Origin of the sequence: Brevundimonas vesicularis (assembly GCF_900445985.1) — a bacterium.
GTDB classification, from domain to species: Bacteria; Pseudomonadota; Alphaproteobacteria; order Caulobacterales; family Caulobacteraceae; genus Brevundimonas; species Brevundimonas vesicularis_D.
This window is the reverse complement of sequence record NZ_UAQP01000014.1, coordinates 721,353-736,989: the sequence shown is the minus strand read 5'-3', so window position 1 is coordinate 736,989 and position 15,637 is coordinate 721,353. Positions and strand designations below refer to the sequence as shown.

The 15,637-nt window shown below is 67.8% G+C and carries 15 protein-coding genes and 1 pseudogene; 9 read left to right on the top strand and 7 right to left on the bottom strand.

Going from position 1 to position 15,637, the window contains the following annotated elements; all coding sequences use genetic code 11:
- Positions 1-238 precede the first annotated feature (238 nt).
- Positions 239-3,115, top strand: coding sequence for a M16 family metallopeptidase (locus tag DT343_RS12655; RefSeq protein ID WP_112863173.1), 2,877 nt, complete (start codon positions 239-241; stop codon positions 3,113-3,115).
- A 56-nt stretch (positions 3,116-3,171) separates the two neighbouring features.
- Here DT343_RS12655 and DT343_RS12650 read toward each other — a convergent pair whose 3' ends face one another.
- The 4 genes from DT343_RS12650 to DT343_RS12630 form a co-directional block, all read right to left on the bottom strand.
- On the bottom strand, positions 3,172-4,005 hold the full coding sequence (locus DT343_RS12650; RefSeq protein ID WP_112863172.1) for a S1 family peptidase: 834 nt from the start codon (positions 4,003-4,005) through the stop codon (positions 3,172-3,174).
- Positions 4,006-4,017: 12 nt separating this feature from the next.
- Entirely contained in the window at positions 4,018-4,458 is a 441-nt protein-coding gene (locus DT343_RS12645) for a DUF350 domain-containing protein (RefSeq protein ID WP_017506264.1), read from the bottom strand.
- 575 nt (positions 4,459-5,033) lie between these two features.
- Entirely contained in the window at positions 5,034-6,206 is a 1,173-nt protein-coding gene (gene rlmN / locus DT343_RS12635) for a 23S rRNA (adenine(2503)-C(2))-methyltransferase RlmN (protein WP_066629102.1), read from the bottom strand.
- Positions 6,207-6,288: 82 nt separating this feature from the next.
- The gene (locus tag DT343_RS12630) at positions 6,289-6,588 is read right to left on the bottom strand and encodes a DUF6356 family protein (RefSeq protein WP_055807241.1); all 300 of its coding nucleotides are present in this window, start codon (positions 6,586-6,588) and stop codon (positions 6,289-6,291) included.
- A 173-nt stretch (positions 6,589-6,761) separates the two neighbouring features.
- Here DT343_RS12630 and DT343_RS12625 point away from each other — a divergent pair, with 173 nt between their 5' ends.
- Together DT343_RS12625 and DT343_RS12620 are read left to right on the top strand one after the other, a co-directional pair.
- Positions 6,762-8,093 (top strand): trypsin-like peptidase domain-containing protein, encoded by a 1,332-nt coding sequence (locus DT343_RS12625; protein ID WP_220116713.1) that lies wholly within the window; start codon positions 6,762-6,764, stop codon positions 8,091-8,093.
- 320 nt (positions 8,094-8,413) lie between these two features.
- A complete protein-coding gene (locus DT343_RS12620) occupies positions 8,414-8,749 on the top strand; it encodes a DUF2794 domain-containing protein (RefSeq protein WP_112863169.1) in 336 nt (111 codons plus the stop codon).
- Between the two features lie 54 nt (positions 8,750-8,803).
- Here the strand turns inward: DT343_RS12620 and DT343_RS12615 are convergent, their stop codons facing one another.
- The gene (locus DT343_RS12615; protein WP_055754260.1) at positions 8,804-9,553 is read right to left on the bottom strand and encodes a Bax inhibitor-1/YccA family protein; all 750 of its coding nucleotides are present in this window, start codon (positions 9,551-9,553) and stop codon (positions 8,804-8,806) included.
- Positions 9,554-9,683: 130 nt separating this feature from the next.
- Between DT343_RS12615 and thpR the strand changes: the two genes are divergently transcribed.
- From thpR to mmcB, 4 genes and pseudogenes are all read left to right on the top strand, one after another.
- A complete protein-coding gene (gene thpR, locus DT343_RS12610) occupies positions 9,684-10,223 on the top strand; it encodes an RNA 2',3'-cyclic phosphodiesterase (RefSeq protein ID WP_112863168.1) in 540 nt (179 codons plus the stop codon).
- A 17-nt stretch (positions 10,224-10,240) separates the two neighbouring features.
- Positions 10,241-10,804, top strand: a pseudogene (locus DT343_RS12605) (GNAT family N-acetyltransferase).
- Between the two features lie 57 nt (positions 10,805-10,861).
- Positions 10,862-11,386, top strand: a complete 525-nt coding sequence (locus DT343_RS12600) for a lipocalin family protein (protein WP_112863167.1) — start codon at positions 10,862-10,864, stop codon at positions 11,384-11,386.
- 45 nt (positions 11,387-11,431) lie between these two features.
- Positions 11,432-11,875 carry a DNA repair putative endonuclease MmcB gene (gene mmcB, locus DT343_RS12595; RefSeq protein ID WP_055754257.1) on the top strand — a complete coding sequence of 148 codons (444 nt, stop codon included), beginning with the start codon at positions 11,432-11,434 and terminating at the stop codon, positions 11,873-11,875.
- Here mmcB and DT343_RS12590 read toward each other — a convergent pair.
- A complete protein-coding gene (locus DT343_RS12590) occupies positions 11,872-12,654 on the bottom strand; it encodes a C40 family peptidase (protein WP_112863166.1) in 783 nt (260 codons plus the stop codon). The two genes, mmcB and DT343_RS12590, sit on opposite strands and share 4 nt — an antisense overlap.
- Before the next feature lie 70 nt (positions 12,655-12,724).
- On the opposite strand from DT343_RS12590, the gene DT343_RS12585 reads away from it, so the two are divergent.
- Positions 12,725-13,318: a hypothetical protein gene (locus DT343_RS12585; protein ID WP_146756749.1), complete on the top strand. Its 594-nt coding sequence runs from the start codon at positions 12,725-12,727 to the stop codon at positions 13,316-13,318.
- A 3-nt stretch (positions 13,319-13,321) separates the two neighbouring features.
- Here DT343_RS12585 and DT343_RS12580 read toward each other — a convergent pair whose 3' ends face one another.
- Complete coding sequence (locus DT343_RS12580; protein WP_112863164.1) at positions 13,322-14,707, bottom strand: leucyl aminopeptidase family protein; 1,386 nt, start codon at positions 14,705-14,707, stop codon at positions 13,322-13,324.
- An 86-nt stretch (positions 14,708-14,793) separates the two neighbouring features.
- Between DT343_RS12580 and DT343_RS12575 the strand changes: the two genes are divergently transcribed.
- On the top strand, positions 14,794-15,630 hold the full coding sequence (locus DT343_RS12575; protein WP_112863163.1) for a tetratricopeptide repeat protein: 837 nt from the start codon (positions 14,794-14,796) through the stop codon (positions 15,628-15,630).
- Positions 15,631-15,637 lie beyond the last annotated feature (7 nt).

Here is a 15,637-nt window from a genome sequence, read left to right as displayed (position 1 = left end):
GACGAAGGCCCAGACCGCGATTTTTTCGTCGGAGACAGAAGTCGCTTTCGCTCGTCTCGGCACGCATCCTCGGCAGGGGGTCGCCGCTGACATGCGACATTGGGCGAATAGATCGCCGCCGGGGATTTGTCCATGAACGACCTGCGCTCCTTGCGCTTCATTACATCTCGGTAAGGTGCAAGACGCCCAATCGCTGATACGGTCCCGGCGCCCGGCGTTCCGGGCTTCGGAGCCTCTCATGAAATCCCGTCTGATCGCCACCCTCAAAGTCGGGGCAGCCGCCTCCGCTCTCCTTCTCGGCCTCGCCGCCCCCGCCTTCGCAGAGGGCGCCGCGCCCGCCCCAGCCGCCGCTCAATCGGCGGGACAGGCGCCGCAGGGCGTGACCGTGCCGCCGCTGGGCTTCACCAAGCGCGTTCTGGCGAACGGGCTGGAGGTCTATTCGGCGCGTGACGCCGACACCTCGAACGTAACGGTCCAGGTCTGGTACAAGGTCGGCTCCAAGGACGATCCGGCCGGCCGTTCCGGCTTCGCCCACCTGTTCGAACACCTGATGTTCAAGTCGACCACCAACCTGCCGCCCGAAACCTTCGACCGGCTGACCGAGGACGTGGGCGGCTCCAACAACGCCTTCACCGCCGACGACACCACCGCCTATTTCGAGACTGTGCCCGCCAACCATCTGGAGCGGATGCTGTTCGCCGAGGCCGACCGCATGGGCTCTTTGGTCGTGGACGAGCCGACCTTCGTCGCCGAGCGCGACGTGGTGAAGGAGGAATACCGTCAGCGGATTCTGGCCAATCCTTATGGTCGTCTGTTCGGCCTGTTCGTGCCCGAGACCATCTATCAGGACAGCCCCTATCGCCGTCCGGGCATCGGCTCGATCGAGGAGCTGGAGGCCTCGTCTCTGGAGGACGTGCGCCGCTTCCACGCCACCTACTACCGTCCCGACGCCGCCTATCTGATCGTGGCCGGCAACTTCGACCAGGCCCAACTGGACCGCTGGGTGGATCAGTATTTCGGCCCGCTGAAGAATCCGACCACGCCGATCCCGACCAACAATGTCGTCGAGCCCGAGCCGACGGGACCGCGCAACCTCACCTACTATGCGCCGAACGTGCCGCTGCCGGCCGCCGTGGTCGCCTGGCCGACGGTGAAATACGCCGACGCCGACCGCGCCGCCCTGACCGTTCTGGACGGCATCCTGTCCACCGGCGAATCCAGCCGCCTGTATCGCTCGCTGGTCTATGACAAGCAGATCGCGGCCCAGATCGGCTCGACCCCCGACTTCTCGCAGCAGGCCGGCAATCTGTCCGCCCTGGCCATCATGGCCCAGGGTCACACGGCCGAGGAAGGCATCGCCGCCCTGAACGAGGAGATAGGCAAGCTGCGCGACACGCGTGTCAGCGCCGCTGAACTGGCCGAGGCCAAGAACGAGATCGTCGCCAATACGCTGCGCAGCCGCGAAACGGTGGACGACCGCGCGACCGCCCTGGGCTTCTCGCTGATCAACACCGGCTCGGCCGCCGCCGCCGACGAAGAGGTCGCCCAGATCCAGGCCGTCACCGTCGCCGACATTCAGCGCGTCGCCCGCAAATATCTCACGCCGCAGCGCCAGTCGACGATCACCTTCCTGGCCGCCGACGATCAGAACCCCGCCTCGGTCCAGAAGATGAACGTGGACGCCCCCGTGAAGGTCGCCGACCTGGCCCCCGCCGGCCCGCCCGCCGTCCTGCTGCCCGAGGCGGAGCGCAAGCCCCTGCCTCAGCCGGGCGCCGAGGTCGCACCCGTGACGCCGACCGTCGCCGACTTCCGCCTCGATAACGGCCTGCGCGTCCTGGTCGCCCCGACCGACGGCGTGCCGCTGGTCTCGGCCCGCCTCAGCTTCGACGCCGGTTCGTCGGATGATCCGCAGGGCAAGGCCGGCGTCGCCGCCATGACCGCCGCCCTTCTGACCCAGGGCACCAAGACCAAAACCGCGCCCGAAATCGCCACCCAGATCGAACAGTTGGGCGCCAGCGTGGGCGCATCGGCCGGTGTCGATTTTTCGAACGTCTACGCCAACGCGCCGTCGAACGCCTTCCCGGCGACCGTGGCCCTGATGGCCGATCTGGTGAAGAACCCGACCTTCGCCGGCGAAGAGCTTGAACGTCAGCAGGCCCAGACCCTGGACGGTCTGCGCGTCGCCCTCAGCCAGCCGGCGTCCATCGCCGGCATGACGGTCGGCCGCGTCATCTACGGCGACGCCCCCTATGGCGCGACGATCACCCAGCAGACGGTCCCGGCTATTACGGCGGCCGACGTCGCCGCCTTCCACGCCGCCCGCTACCGGCCGTCGGATGCGACCCTGGTCTTCTCGGGCGACATCACGCCGGCCGCCGCCCGCGCCCTGGCGCAACAGGCGTTCGGCGACTGGCGCCCGGCCGGCGCGGCCCCGGCCGCTGCGACCAATCCGGCCGGTCAGCCCCTGGCGCCGCGCATCGTCGTGGTGAACCAGCCCGGCGCCGGTCAGGCCGCGGTGGTGGCCGCCGTTCGCGGTGTGTCGCGCACCGATGCGGACTTCTTCCCGCTGACGGTCGGCAACACCCTGTTGGGCGGCGGCTTCTCGTCGCGCCTGAACCAGGAAATCCGCATCAAGCGCGGTCTGTCCTACGGCGCCTCGTCGTCGCTGGGCGCACGGGCGGATGCGGGCCTGTTCACCGCCTCGACCCAGACCAAGAACGAGACCGCTGACGAGGTCGCCGATCTGATCCTGGCCGAGATCGCCAAACTGGGAACCGAGACCCCGACCCAGGCCGATCTGGCCCCGCGCCGCGCCACCCTGATCGGCGGCTTCGGCCGCTCGCTGGAGACGGTGGACGGCCTGGGCGCCCTGGTCGCCAACCTGGCGCTCTATGATCTGCCGATGAGCGATCTCGCCGACTACGCCGGCCGGGTCCGCGCCGTCACGCCGGAACAGGTCGAGGCCGCCTTCGCCGAACACCTGCCGGTCAACCGCGCCAGCCTGGTCATCGTCGGCGACGGCTCGAAGTTCCTGGACGATCTGCGCGCCAAACACCCCAACCTCGAAGTCATCGAGGCCGGCGCCCTGAACCTGAACAGCGGTTCGTTGAAGTAGAACTGACAGCTGGACGGCCCGTCGCCTCTGCGTGGCGGGCCGTCACCTTTCTTAAGCTAGACCGACAGGCACACCACCTGCGCCACGCGCAGATCGCGCCTTAGCCGGTTGGACACCTGGCCGTAATCATCGGTCGTGATGGCCTGGCCGCGCGCGTCGTCGGCCGGCGTCTGTTCGCCGCGGATCGCCGGACCGAAGGTCTCGGGCGCCGTCGTATAGATCCGGCCCCGCCTCGGCGCCTCGGCGATGGTGACGCCCACGACGCTGCCCTGCGCATCCAGAGCCGGCGCGCCCGACAGGCCCGACAATGTGCCCTCAAGCCCGTTGGTGCGCCCGACCTCGGCCCAGGACAGCACCGGCTCGTCGCGCGCCCCTCGCCCGAAGACCTTGAGGGTTTCGCGTCCCAGCAGGCGTGACGTCACCTCGCCAGGACGCCCCTGAGGAAAGCCGGGATGGAAGGCGCGCTGGCCCTTGCGCAGCGGCGCCTCGACCGCGACCGGCAAGGCCGCCGGCCCGCCGTCGGTGATCAGCAAGGCGACGTCGGCGCGCGGCGCCAGACGGACGTCGGCCGCGACCGCCCGCCCCTCGCCCACCACCAGCGCCGGCTTGCGGCACCCCTCGACGACATGACGGGCCGTCACCCAGCGCCCCCGTCCTGAGATGGAGAAGGCCGTGCCCGACGACGGCTTGAACGGCGCCTCGCCCGCATCGACGGTGACGGCGGCGTCAAAGGGGGTGATGGGGCCTAACAGCGCGCCCTCGGCGACATCGGCGCCGGCCTCCGCGACCAGCGGCGCATCGGCGTTCTCGCGTCGCCCCAGGGACACCGCCAGAAACACGGCCGCCACCGCTCCGTAGATGGCCCAGTCCGGCAGGCGGGGAAACTGCATCGCTCCGGCCGATCAGCCGGTCAGCGCGGCGGACAGGATGACGGCCGTCGCCAGCTTGGCGCCCAGCAGCACCACCGCCGCCGAAATCTCGCCGTGGCGTATCCGCTCGGGCAGTCCCGTCAGCAGCAGGTCCACGACTCGGAAGGCCAGAAGCTGCAGCACCACGGTCGCCACGCCCCAGATGGCGATGTCGCGCACCGAGGTCGACACCGACAGCGACACCGCCAGCGGCACGGCCAACCCCACCAGAATGCCGGCGAAGGCGATGGCGGCGGCGACATTGCCCTGACGGATCAGGGCGACCTCCTTCCACGGCGTCAGCAGGGCATAGACCGTCGCCCCCGCCGCAAGCAGCAGCAGGGTCACGATCAGGTGCATCACCATGACCGGGAAGCCCGAGGCGAAAGCCTGCACCTCGGCGCTGGAAAGGACGTTCGACAAGGAGGGGTCCATGCCCAGACGCCTTGCCCGATTGTCGCCCCAATCCGCAAGCGCGCCGGGGACACACTGCGTGACATTATGTGTCCGAAGGTTGTGAAGAACCATTGCAGGAGTTCGACCCATAACCCATCGATTCATGCGACGGAGGAGCTTCATGACGGCACTGGCGATCCAGCAAACCATCGCGCGCGTGGCCACTATCGCCGCTGCAGCCACGCTGGCGGCTTTCGCAGCAAGCTTCGCCTATGTCTTTTTTACGGGTATGGCTGGGACAGTCGTTAGTCTTCGCCAAGGTGTGCTGATGGCGTTCAGCGACGGCCTCGTGGCCGTCGCCATCCTTCTACACCTCTTCCCTATCATCCTTGGAGTCTTCCTCTTGGGAAGCTTCTGTGTCGGCGTACCGACCTACCTGATCCTCAGGCGCGTAGGCCGGGCGGGACCGTTGGCCCTCGCTGCCGCAGGGGCCGTGCTCTCAGGACTAATGGCCGTAATGATCTTTGGAGCCTTGGGGCCATTGGCGGTTTTGCCAGCGCCAGCGGCTGGCGCCATCGGGGCGCTAATCTTTCGGATCGTCGCAGAACAGATGCCTATGCCGCTTCCGCCCCCGCCGCCTGCTCCGCCTTCCTGAGCGTGCTGGCGCGGACCTTCTCGCTTTCTGACTTCAGCTGGCCGCAGGCGGCCAGGATGTCGCGGCCGCGAGGGGTGCGGATGGGTGACGCGTAGCCGGCCTTGTTCAGGATGGCGGCGAAGCGCTCGATCGTCTTCCAGTCCGAGCATTCGTATTCGACGCCAGGCCAGGGATTGAACGGGATCAGATTGATCTTGGCCGGAATGCCCTCGATCAGCTTCAGCAGGGCGCGCGCCTCTTCGGGGCTGTCGTTGACGCCCTTCAGCATGACGTATTCGAACGTCACCCGCCGCGCGTTCGACAGGCCCGGATAGGCCCGAATCGCCGCCATCAGCTGGTCCAGCGGGTATTTCTTGTTCAGCGGCACCAGCACGTCGCGAAGCGCATCGTTGGTGGCGTGCAGGCTGATGGCCAGCATGGCCGCCGTCCGGTCGCCCAAGGCCTGAAGCTGTGGCACCACGCCCGAGGTCGAGACCGTGATCCGACGGCGCGACAGGGCGATTCCCTCATTGTCCGAGATGATGTCGATGGCGTCGGCGACGTGGTCCAGATTGTAGAGCGGCTCGCCCATGCCCATGAAGACGATGTTGGACAGGCGCCGGTCTTCCTTGGGTGACGGCCATTCCTCCAGGTCGTCGCGCGCGACCTGGACCTGGGCCACGATCTCGGCGGCGGTCAGGTTGCGCACCAGCTTCTGCGTGCCGGTGTGGCAGAAGGTGCAGTTCAGGGTGCAGCCGACCTGGCTGGACACGCACAGGGCGCCGGCCCGGCCCACATCGGGAATATAGACGGTCTCGATCTCGATGCCCGGCGCGGTGCGGATCAGCCATTTGCGCGTGCCGTCCTTGGACACCTGGCGCTCGACGACCTCGGGGCGGGCCAGGGTGAAATGCTCGGCCAGCTTGGCCTGCATGTCCTTGGCGACATTGCTCATGGCCGAAAACTCGGTCACGCCATAGTGGTGGATCCAACTCCACACCTGGCTGGCGCGCATCTTGGCCTTCTCGGGCGGACAGACGTTCGCGTCGATCAGGGCCTGGCGCAGGCCGGCGCGCGTCAGACCGCTGAGGTTGACGGGAGCCTTGACGGCGGGCGCGTTAGAGACGCGCGAAAGATCGAGCGTGATGCTCAAGGCGGCGATCCTGCGTGAGGTTGGAGCCGGCCTATATAGCACGGATCCCGGCGATTGCATGGCCGGGGCGGATTCGACCGCCCTAGAGGCCCACGTCCCAGACGCCGGCGTCGCGCATCCGGGTCTCGCGCGCCTCCTCGGCCCGACCGCCCATGTCCTTGGCCATGCTGCGGATCGCGGTCGAGACGGTGGCCTTGTGCACGCCAGGCACGATCGCGTGGGCGAAGGCGGCGCCGGCCAGACCCAGCAGCTTGAAGCCGAAACCCGCCGAGGCGACCATGTGCTGGAGATAGGTCTCGTCGACCTCACGCGGATGGTCGCGGAACAGGCGGTCGAACGCGGTTGAGCCCGAACGGCGGCGGTCGATCGTCGTCTGACTCATGGCGGCGGCCTTCCCTGTTTTCTCAACATCCATGGTCACGCCGGACGGCCGACGACGCAACCCCCATCGCGATCTGTTCATTGGACGTGACCGACACGCCACCTGCCCGCTTCAGACCCATCGTCAGAAGTGAAAACTCGGTCTAGAGTCCGCGTTCGATCAAGGAAATGCCCATGCCGATCCGCCTATCGCCCGCCTCTTCCATGGCCGTCGCCCTGGCCCTGATGGCCTCGGCGACGCCGGTGCTGGCGCAATCGGGCGCGGCAGGCCTGCCCTATGACGCCCGGCGCGGGGTGTTCAGCTTCTCGTCGGGGCTTGAGGGGTCGCTTCCGGCGGTGGTGCAGGTCACGACCCTGGGCCAGTCGCGCGGTCCCAGTTCGAACGCGGCCGATCCCAAACCCTACGCCTCCGGCTCCGGCGTTATCGTCGATGCGGCCGAAGGGCTGGTGATCACCAACAATCACGTGGTCGAGGGCGGGCGAAAGTTCACCGTCGATCTGACGGACGGCCGCCTGTTCGACGCTGTGCTCGTGGGGGCGGACAAGGCGACCGATATCGCCGTGCTTCGCATCACGCCCGACGGTCGGCCGCTGAACCTCAAACAGGTCCAGACGGTGGATTCCGACACCCTGCGCACCGGCGACCTGGCCTTCGCGGTCGGCTATCCGCTGGGCCTGGACCAGACCCTGACCATGGGCGTCATCTCGGGCCTGAACCGCTCAGGTTTGGGCGATGCAGTCGAGGACTATATCCAGACCGACGCGGCCGTGAATTCGGGCAACTCCGGCGGGCCGCTGCTGGATAGCCGGGGCAGGCTGATCGGCATCAACACCTCGATCCTGTCGGGGGGTCTCGGCGGCGGCAATGACGGCATCGCCTTCGCCGTGCCGACGCGGATCATGCTCTACGTCGCCGACCAGCTGAAGAAGAACGGCGAGGTCAAGCGCGGCGCGACCGGGGCCATCTTCGGCTCGCTGAACGCCGAACGCGCGCGCGATCTGCACCTGGGCATCGTGCGCGGAGCCGTTGTCGCCGATGTCGCGCCGGGATCGCCGGCCGAACGCGCGGGCCTGCGCCACAACGACGTCATTACCCGGATCCAGGGCCGCCCCGTCGCCAACGCCGGCTCAGTCAACGCCACCATCGGCATCGCCGCGCCGGGCTCGGACCTCAGCGTCTCCTATCTGCGCGGAGGACGCGAAGCGACCACGTCGCTGGCGGTCGAGACACCCGCTGAACAGCCCGTGATTGTCGGCGCCCAGTCGGTGCTGGCTTATGGGGCGACGCTGCGAACACAGGACGGCGGCGCCCAGATCACGGCCGTCGCGGCTGGCTCGCCCGCCGCCCAGGGCGAACTGACGGCGGGCGATGTGATCACCGCCATCGCAGGCGTGCCCGTCGCCAACGCTCGCGCGGCCGCCACCGCCCTGCAGGGCGCATCGGGATCGGTCGAAGCGACCGTGCTCAGAAACGGAGAGACCCTGAACCTGACCCTGTCGCTCTAGGCGGGATCAGACGCCGACGTTTCGCTGCTGGCGGGCTCCAGACAGCGAAACGCCCGCCTTGCCAGGGAGGGGGAGGGGGAAAGGCAGGGCGGGCGCTCGCTTGGAGGAAGCATCGGCCGCCGGAGCCCGTAAACTGGAAACATCCAGGGGGGCTGGGGGGGCTGTTCAGGATCCGGGACGCTTCCGAACTCCGACGAGCCGATGATCGATATTTCGTTGCGCATACAGGCGGGCGGAGGACCGAAACGGGGCCATTTCGTGTCTGCGTCGATTTCCTGGCCGCCTCTGGCGTCGTGCCGCCAGCGGCCTAAGTTGAGCCTATGAGCCTGAACCCTCACGACACGACGCCGGCGCTCGGCCCCGTCTTCTTTGACCGTCGCGAACTGGACCCGATTCTCAGGGTCTATGGCCGCATGGTCGCGCAGGGCGAATGGCGCGACTACGCCATGGTCGGGCACAAGGACTTCGCCGAGTTCGCCGTCTTTCGCCGCAGCGGCGACGCCCCGCTCTACCGGATCGAAAAGCGACCTGCCCTTCAGACCCGCCAGGGCCAGTGGGCCGTCATAGGCGAAGGCGGCCAGATCCTGAAACGCGGCCGCGACCTGGCCCAGGTGCTGCGGGTCTTCGACGGCCGCCGGTTTCAGGTGGTGGAGTAGATACAAAAAAGGGCCCCGCGAGGGGCCCTTTCCGTATCCGTCTTTCGACCGATCTCAGTTCCGGTTGCCGCCCATGAAGGCCAGCAGGAATTGGAACAGGTTCACGAAGTTGATGAACAGGCTCAAAGCGCCGAAGCCTGTCGCCACGCCCATCGCGTTCTGGTCGCCGCCCAACGCGTAGTAAGTCATCTTCAGACGCTGGGTGTCGTAGGCGATCAGACCCGAGAAGATCAGCACGCCCAGGCCCGAGATGATCAGGTAGAAGGTCCCGGACTGCAGGAACATGTTCACGATCGAGGCGATGATCAGGCCGATCACGCCCATGATCAGGAAGGTGCCCATGCCGGTCAGGTCCTTCTTGGTCGTATAGCCCACCAGGCTCAGACCGCCGAACGCCGCCGCCGTGACCAGGAAGGTGGTGGCCAGCGAACCGCCCGTGTAGCGCAGGAACAGGATGCCGAGGCCCGCGCCGATCGTGGCGACCACGGCCCAGTAGAGCATGTTCACGCCCTTGGCCGTCGGGTTCTTCATGAAGAACATCGAGCCGAACAGCATCACCAGCGGCGAAAACTGCACGATCATGCCCAGGATGGTCAGGCCGATCCGGCCGTCCGCCGTCTGGACGAACAGCAGTTGCTGCACCGCCGGCACATTGCCGGTGACATAGGCCAGGGCGCCGGCGACCACGAGGCCCAGGGCCAGCTTGTTGTAGACGCCCAGCATGAAGCTGCGCAGGCCGGCGTCGACCGACATGTCGGCCGTCTGCGGCAGAGGACGGGCGTAACCGTTGTTGAAATCGCTCATGGCGACGAACTTTCTCCGATTGGCCGGAGAGGCTTCTCCGGTCACAGGCTTTGAATATCGTGAGCCGAGGCCCGCGCTGCAAGGAAAACCGGACTTGGAGGCTTGTGTTCCGGCCGCTACTTTCGGTCGCATGCTTCGTCTGTTCACCGCCCTGACCCTGCCGCCCGACGTCGCAGAGACGCTGAAACGACGGCAATCGGGCCTGCCCGGCGCACGGTGGCGGCCGCTGGACGCCCTGCACGTCACGCTCGCCTTCTATGGCGAGACCGACGAACGCCGCGCCGACGACCTGGCGTCGGAACTGACGCGCGTGACGGGCGGCCCGTTCGAGATCGCGCTGAAGGGCGTCGGCTGTTTCGGCGACGACCACCGCAGCCATACGCTGTGGGCCGGGGTCGAAACGCCCAACGAGCGCCTGTCGGTTCTGGCCGGTCGCTGCAAGTCAGCCGGAGAACGCGCCGGGATCGGCATGGAGGCGCGCGTCTACAAACCGCATGTGACCCTGGCCTATCTGAAAACCCAGACCAATCCCGACCGGCTCGGCGCCTGGGTGTCGGGGCACAATCTGCTGCATTCGCCGCCGATCCGCATCGACCGCTTCGGCCTGTATTCCAGCGTCCTGACGGATAGCGGCAGCCATTACGAACTGGAGCGGGAGTATCTGCTGTGACCACTGCCGCATACACCGTGCCGCCGCATGTGACCTTGGGGCCGACGCTGGAGACCGAGCGGCTGATCCTGCGTCCGCCGGCGGTTGAGGACTTTCCGCGCTGGGCTGAGTTCATGGCCGATCCCGAAACCGCCCGCTTCATCGGCGGGGTCCAGCCCGCGCCCCAGGTCTAGCGCCTGATCTGCACCGTCGCGGGCATGTGGGCCCTGACGGGAGAGGGCATGTTCTCCATCCTGGAAAAGGAGACCGGCCAATGGATCGGCCGCATCGGCCCGCTACATCCCTATGGCTGGCCCGGCCGCGAGGTGGGTTGGAGCCTGCATCGCGACGCCACCGGCAAGGGTTATGCGGTTGAAGCGGCCGCAGCCACGATGGACTACGCTTTCGAGGTGCTGGGCTGGGAAGACGTGATCCACTGCATCGCGGCCGAGAATCTGCCCTCGGCGGCGGTCGCGACACGGCTGGGTTCACGCAATCGCGGACCGGGCGTCCTGCCCGAACCCCTCCAGGACATCGCCATCGATCTGTGGGGTCAGACGCGCGACGAATGGGCGATCAATCTGACGCGTCTGAAGGGCTGATCACAACCGAACGCATCGGCGCATCGTATTCCCTCCAAACCGAACGAGGATACGCCCATGTTCCGCGCCAGCCTGATCGCCGCCTCCGCCGCCCTCGCCTTCCTGCCCGCCATGGCATTCGCCCAGGCGTCGAACGTCGATCTGAACCGCTTCGACGGCCGGTGGTTCGAGATCGAGCGCAATCACAACAACGTCCAGAAGGACTGCAGCCGGGCGCAGATCGACTTCACGCCGCAGGGCGCCGCCGCCCGCTACGCCATCACCGTCACCTGCGTCCGGCGCGCCGACGGCAAGGTCGAGACGCTGCGCGCCAACGCCCGTGTCACCGACACCACGACCAATGCGAAGTTCCGGTTCAGCCTGACCGGCCTGCTCAGCTTCGGCGGGCTCGCCGGCCAGAACTACTGGGTCTACGACCATGCCCCGGACTACAGCTGGGCCATCATGGGGCTGCCGGACAAGTCGAACTGGTGGATCTGGCACCGGAACCAGAATGCGCCGCAGGCCGAACGCGACCGCATTCTGAGCCGCGTCCGCGCCCTGGGCTTCAGCACCGGCAGCCTAGTCCACACCGGCCTCTAAGGCGCCGCTTGCGATAGGAACGTAGGCGGAACATAAGCTGTCGGCATGTCCGCCGTCGCCCATCTCGAACTCGTCTTCAGCCGTCCCGAGACCACCCTTTCGGTGACGCGCGGCGCGGCGCGGCTGATGATGGACATGGGGTATGCGCCGCTTCTGGAAGTCTGCCTGCCCAACGGTCGCCGCGCCGATGTCATGGCGATCGGGCGCAAGGGCGACATCGTCATCTGCGAGGTCAAGTCGGGCGTCGAGGACTATCGAGTCGACCGCAAATGGCACGAGTACGGACCGTTTTGCGACGCCTTCTTCTTCGCCGTCGCGCCCGAGTTTCCGCAGGACATCCTGCCCGACGAACCTGGCCTGATCGTTGCAGACGGTTTCGGCGGGGCGGTCGTGCGAGACGCGCCGGTGATCGGCTTGGCGCCCGCCCGCCGCAAGGCGCTGACGCTGGCCTTCGCCCGGTTGGGGGCGATGCGGACCTTGCGGGACTAAAGTCGGCGGAAGACGGCGGTTGCGAAACCCTCGGCGACCAGACGCGCCTCGACCTCGGCCAGGCTCTCGATCACCACGCCCTTGCCGCCTGTCGCGTGAATGATGCGTTCGCCATCCAGCATCAGCGCCGAATGGCCGGTCCAGTCCTGATCGTCGTTCGGCGCCAGCCATACGACGATGTCGCCGCGCTGTAGATCCGATGAAGACGCCGCGCGACCCATCTGGGCCTGCGCGTCCGACCGGCGGGGACCGGGCAGGCCGCATGCCAGCAGGGCCTGCTGCACTAGGCCGGAACAGTCGGTGGAGATCGAGGACCGCGCGCCCAACTCATGCGGACGGCCAAGCAGCCGCTCCGCCACCGCGACCATATCCGTCTCGAACGCGCCGACCGGCTTCAGATCAGCCTCGGCCACATCCGTCGCCTCGACCACCAGAGCGTTTAACGGCAGGGCGGCATCCACGCCGGCGATCCAATGCGTCGCCAGCGGCGCGCCGGCCGACAGACTGTCCAGCACGACCCAGCCAACGACGCCGTCTCGACGCGCCCGGCCCCAGGCCCGGCCGTTAGACCGATCCAGAACGTCGAAGATCTCGCCATGCAGAAGCTGGTCGATCCGACCGTCAACGTCCGACAAAATGTCCGCCACGGCGACCCGACAATGCATGGCCTCGGTCGCCCGATAGGCGTCTGCGCGCACCAGCCCTTCCAGCGCCTGTTCGGCGAGGTCAGGGCGAACGAGGCGGTCGCCGGGCGGAAGAAGGTCGAGGACGTCGGTCAACGTGAACTCGCATTGCTGAACCCCCAGCCTTATCCCCCGATGGCTTAGGGGCCGTTAACGCGAGACGCTTTTGCGAAAGAAAATCAACAGAACCGCGTTCTCGAAAACACGAAGCCGCCTTGAAGCGTCGCCTGGTCACGCCATGTCGCAGAGCGAACGTCATGTCGACGCGTTGGAGGTTGTGGTGCTTTTGTGGCTGTTCTTGCTGATCGTGCTGGTCCTGACGATTGCTGACCAGGGACCTGTCGGGATCGCTCTGAGACGATGGCTCGTGGAAGCGCCGGCGCGCCATCTCTCGCGTCTGACCGCAGGACAGACGGTGGGCCTTTGTCTGGTCTTGACGCTGGGCGTCGCCGCAATTGTTCTGTTCGAGGCGGATGGCGCCCGAATGTTCGCTTTGGCAGCGCCAGACATGATCGCCTGGGCGCTGATGTTCGACGTGACCGTGATTTTCGATCTGGTCGTACTAGCCATCAGTCTGCGCGCTGTCGCCGGGTGGCGTGGCCTGATGCGGCAGCGGGAATTGGCGACCCGCGTTTTCAGCACCGTGTTCGGACGCATCAGACGCGGCGCGCAGTCTCGGGGAGGGCGCACCAGAAAGCCCAGGCCGCCGCGATCCCCGTCCGACGACGCCGAGCTGGAGCCGGAGTTCGTCTTCGCCTGATCGTCAGGCGGTGTAGCGCGCCTTGAGCATGGCGTAGCAGGCTCTCAGCGCCTGGGCCTCGCCGCCTTCCGGATAGCCGGGGCGGGCGCGGGGGTTCCAGGCGAAGATGTCCATGTGCGCCCAGGCCCCCGTGGTCGGGGCGAACTTTTGCAGGAATAGGGCCGCCGTCACCGATCCGGCCTGGGCCCACCCGGCCGGGTCGTTTCGCAGGTCTGCGATCTCGGCGTCCAGCGCGCCGCGATAGCCTGGCCACAGCGGCATCCGCCACAGAGGATCGCACACCTGACCCGCTGCGGCCAGCAGCCCGGCGGCCAGGGCTTCGTCGTCTGTGTAAAGAGGCGGCAGCTCCGGACCCAGGGCGATCCGCGCGGCGCCGGTCAGCGTCGCAAAGTCCAGCGTCAGGTCCGGTTGATGCTCACCCGCCCGTGTCAGGGCGTCGGCCAGGATTAGCCGGCCTTCGGCGTCCGTATTGCCGATCTCGATGGTCAGCCCCTTGCGGCTGTTCAGGATGTCGCCGGGCCGGAAGGCGTCGGCCGACACGGCGTTCTCGACCGCCGCGACGATGACCACCAACCGCACGGGCAGGTCGGCCTGCATCACCAAGCGCCCCAAGGCCAGGGCATGGGCCGAGCCGCCCATGTCCTTCTTCATATTGCGCATGCCGGCGGCGGGCTTCAGGTCCAGACCGCCGGTGTCGAACACCACCCCCTTGCCGACCAGGGCCACCAGCGGCAGGTCGGTCCGGTCCAGCTTCCAGCCGATCTCGATCAGGCGCGGCGCCCGGTGCGGGGCGGCGGCGCGCCCCACGGCGTGGACGGCCGGATAGTTGTCTTCCAGCAGGGCGTCGCCGGTCGTGACGGTGATCTCGGCGCCGGCGCTCTCTGCGATCTCGCGGGCGATGGTTTCGATCTGCAACGGCCCCATATCGGCGGCTGGCGTATCAACCATTTCGCGGGCCAGGGCGCAGGCGGCGGCGATGCGCGAGATTTCGGCGACATCCACCCCGGCCGGCGCGACCAGCCGCACGGGCGCCCGGTCCGGCCGGGCCTTGTAGCGGTCGAAGACATAGGCCCCCAGTAGGAAGGCCAGGGTCGCCAGTTCCGCGTCCTGCGCGGCGACCTCAAGCCGATACAGACCGCCCGGCAGTCGCGCCGACAGCCCTCGCACGCTCATCGGATCGAAGGTCGCGCCCGCGCCGACGACCACCTGGCCGATCTCGCCGTCCGCGTCCGGCACGACCAACAGCTGGCCCGGCTTGCCTTCAAACCCGTGCAGGGCGCCCCAGCGGCGGGCCGGATCGTCCAGCACGCCGCCCGCCTGCAAGAAGCAGATCGGGATGGCGCCGTCGCCATCTTGGGCGGAAACCAGCAGAGGATGCGAGACGGACATGAGGCCCTCGAAACGAAGTTAACCATCGGTTGACGCGAACCGGCGATTCTAGGGGCGAGACCTCTAGGACCGTCTGGACCTGACCCATGTCGCGCATGCCCGCCCTTCTCGCAACCGTCGCCCTGATCGCCCTGTCCGGCAAGCCGACGCTGGCGGCCGATCCGACGGCGGCGACCGCGGCCCAGGCCCGCGCGCCGTCGTCCGCTGCGGTGCGGGCCACCTATGACCGGATGGACGCCCTGTCGCGCTCGGTGTTCTGGGCCTCGGAGCAGCAGGCTGATCCGACCGACGCCGTGGCGGGCGTGAAACTGGCCCAGGCCCTGCGTGAGCTGGGCCGCTACGATCAGGCGGCCGAGGCCGCCCAGGCGACATTGACGCTCCAGCCCAACAATCTGGACGCCCTGCTGGAGCTGGGCCGCGCCCACATCGCGCGCGGCCAGGCCTTTTATGGCGTGGCGCCGCTGGAGCAGGCGCGCGACTTGGCGCCGCGCGATTGGCGAGCCTACTCCCTTCTGGGCGTGGCCTATGAACAGGTGCGTCGCACCGACGACGCCCGCGCCGCCTGGAATCAGGCCCTGACCCTGTCGCCCGATAACCCGGACATCCTGACCAATGCCGCCACCGCCGCCCTGACGCATGGCGATGCGCCGGGCGCCGAGACCCTGTTGCGCCGCGCCGTGGCCCAGCCGACCGCCTCGGCCAAGGTGCGCCAGAACCTGGCGATGGTGCTGGGCCTTCAAGGGAAGATGGGCGAGGCCGAACAGATCCTGCGCCGCGAGCTGCCGCCCGAGCAGGCCGAGCAGAACCTGCAATGGCTGCGTTCGCGCAGCACAGGCGGCGCGGCGACGTCCGGCGGCGGCGCGGCGAGTCCTTCGCCCGCGACCGACACCGCCCGCACCTGGAATTCGCTGCAAGGCGGCTGATCCGCCC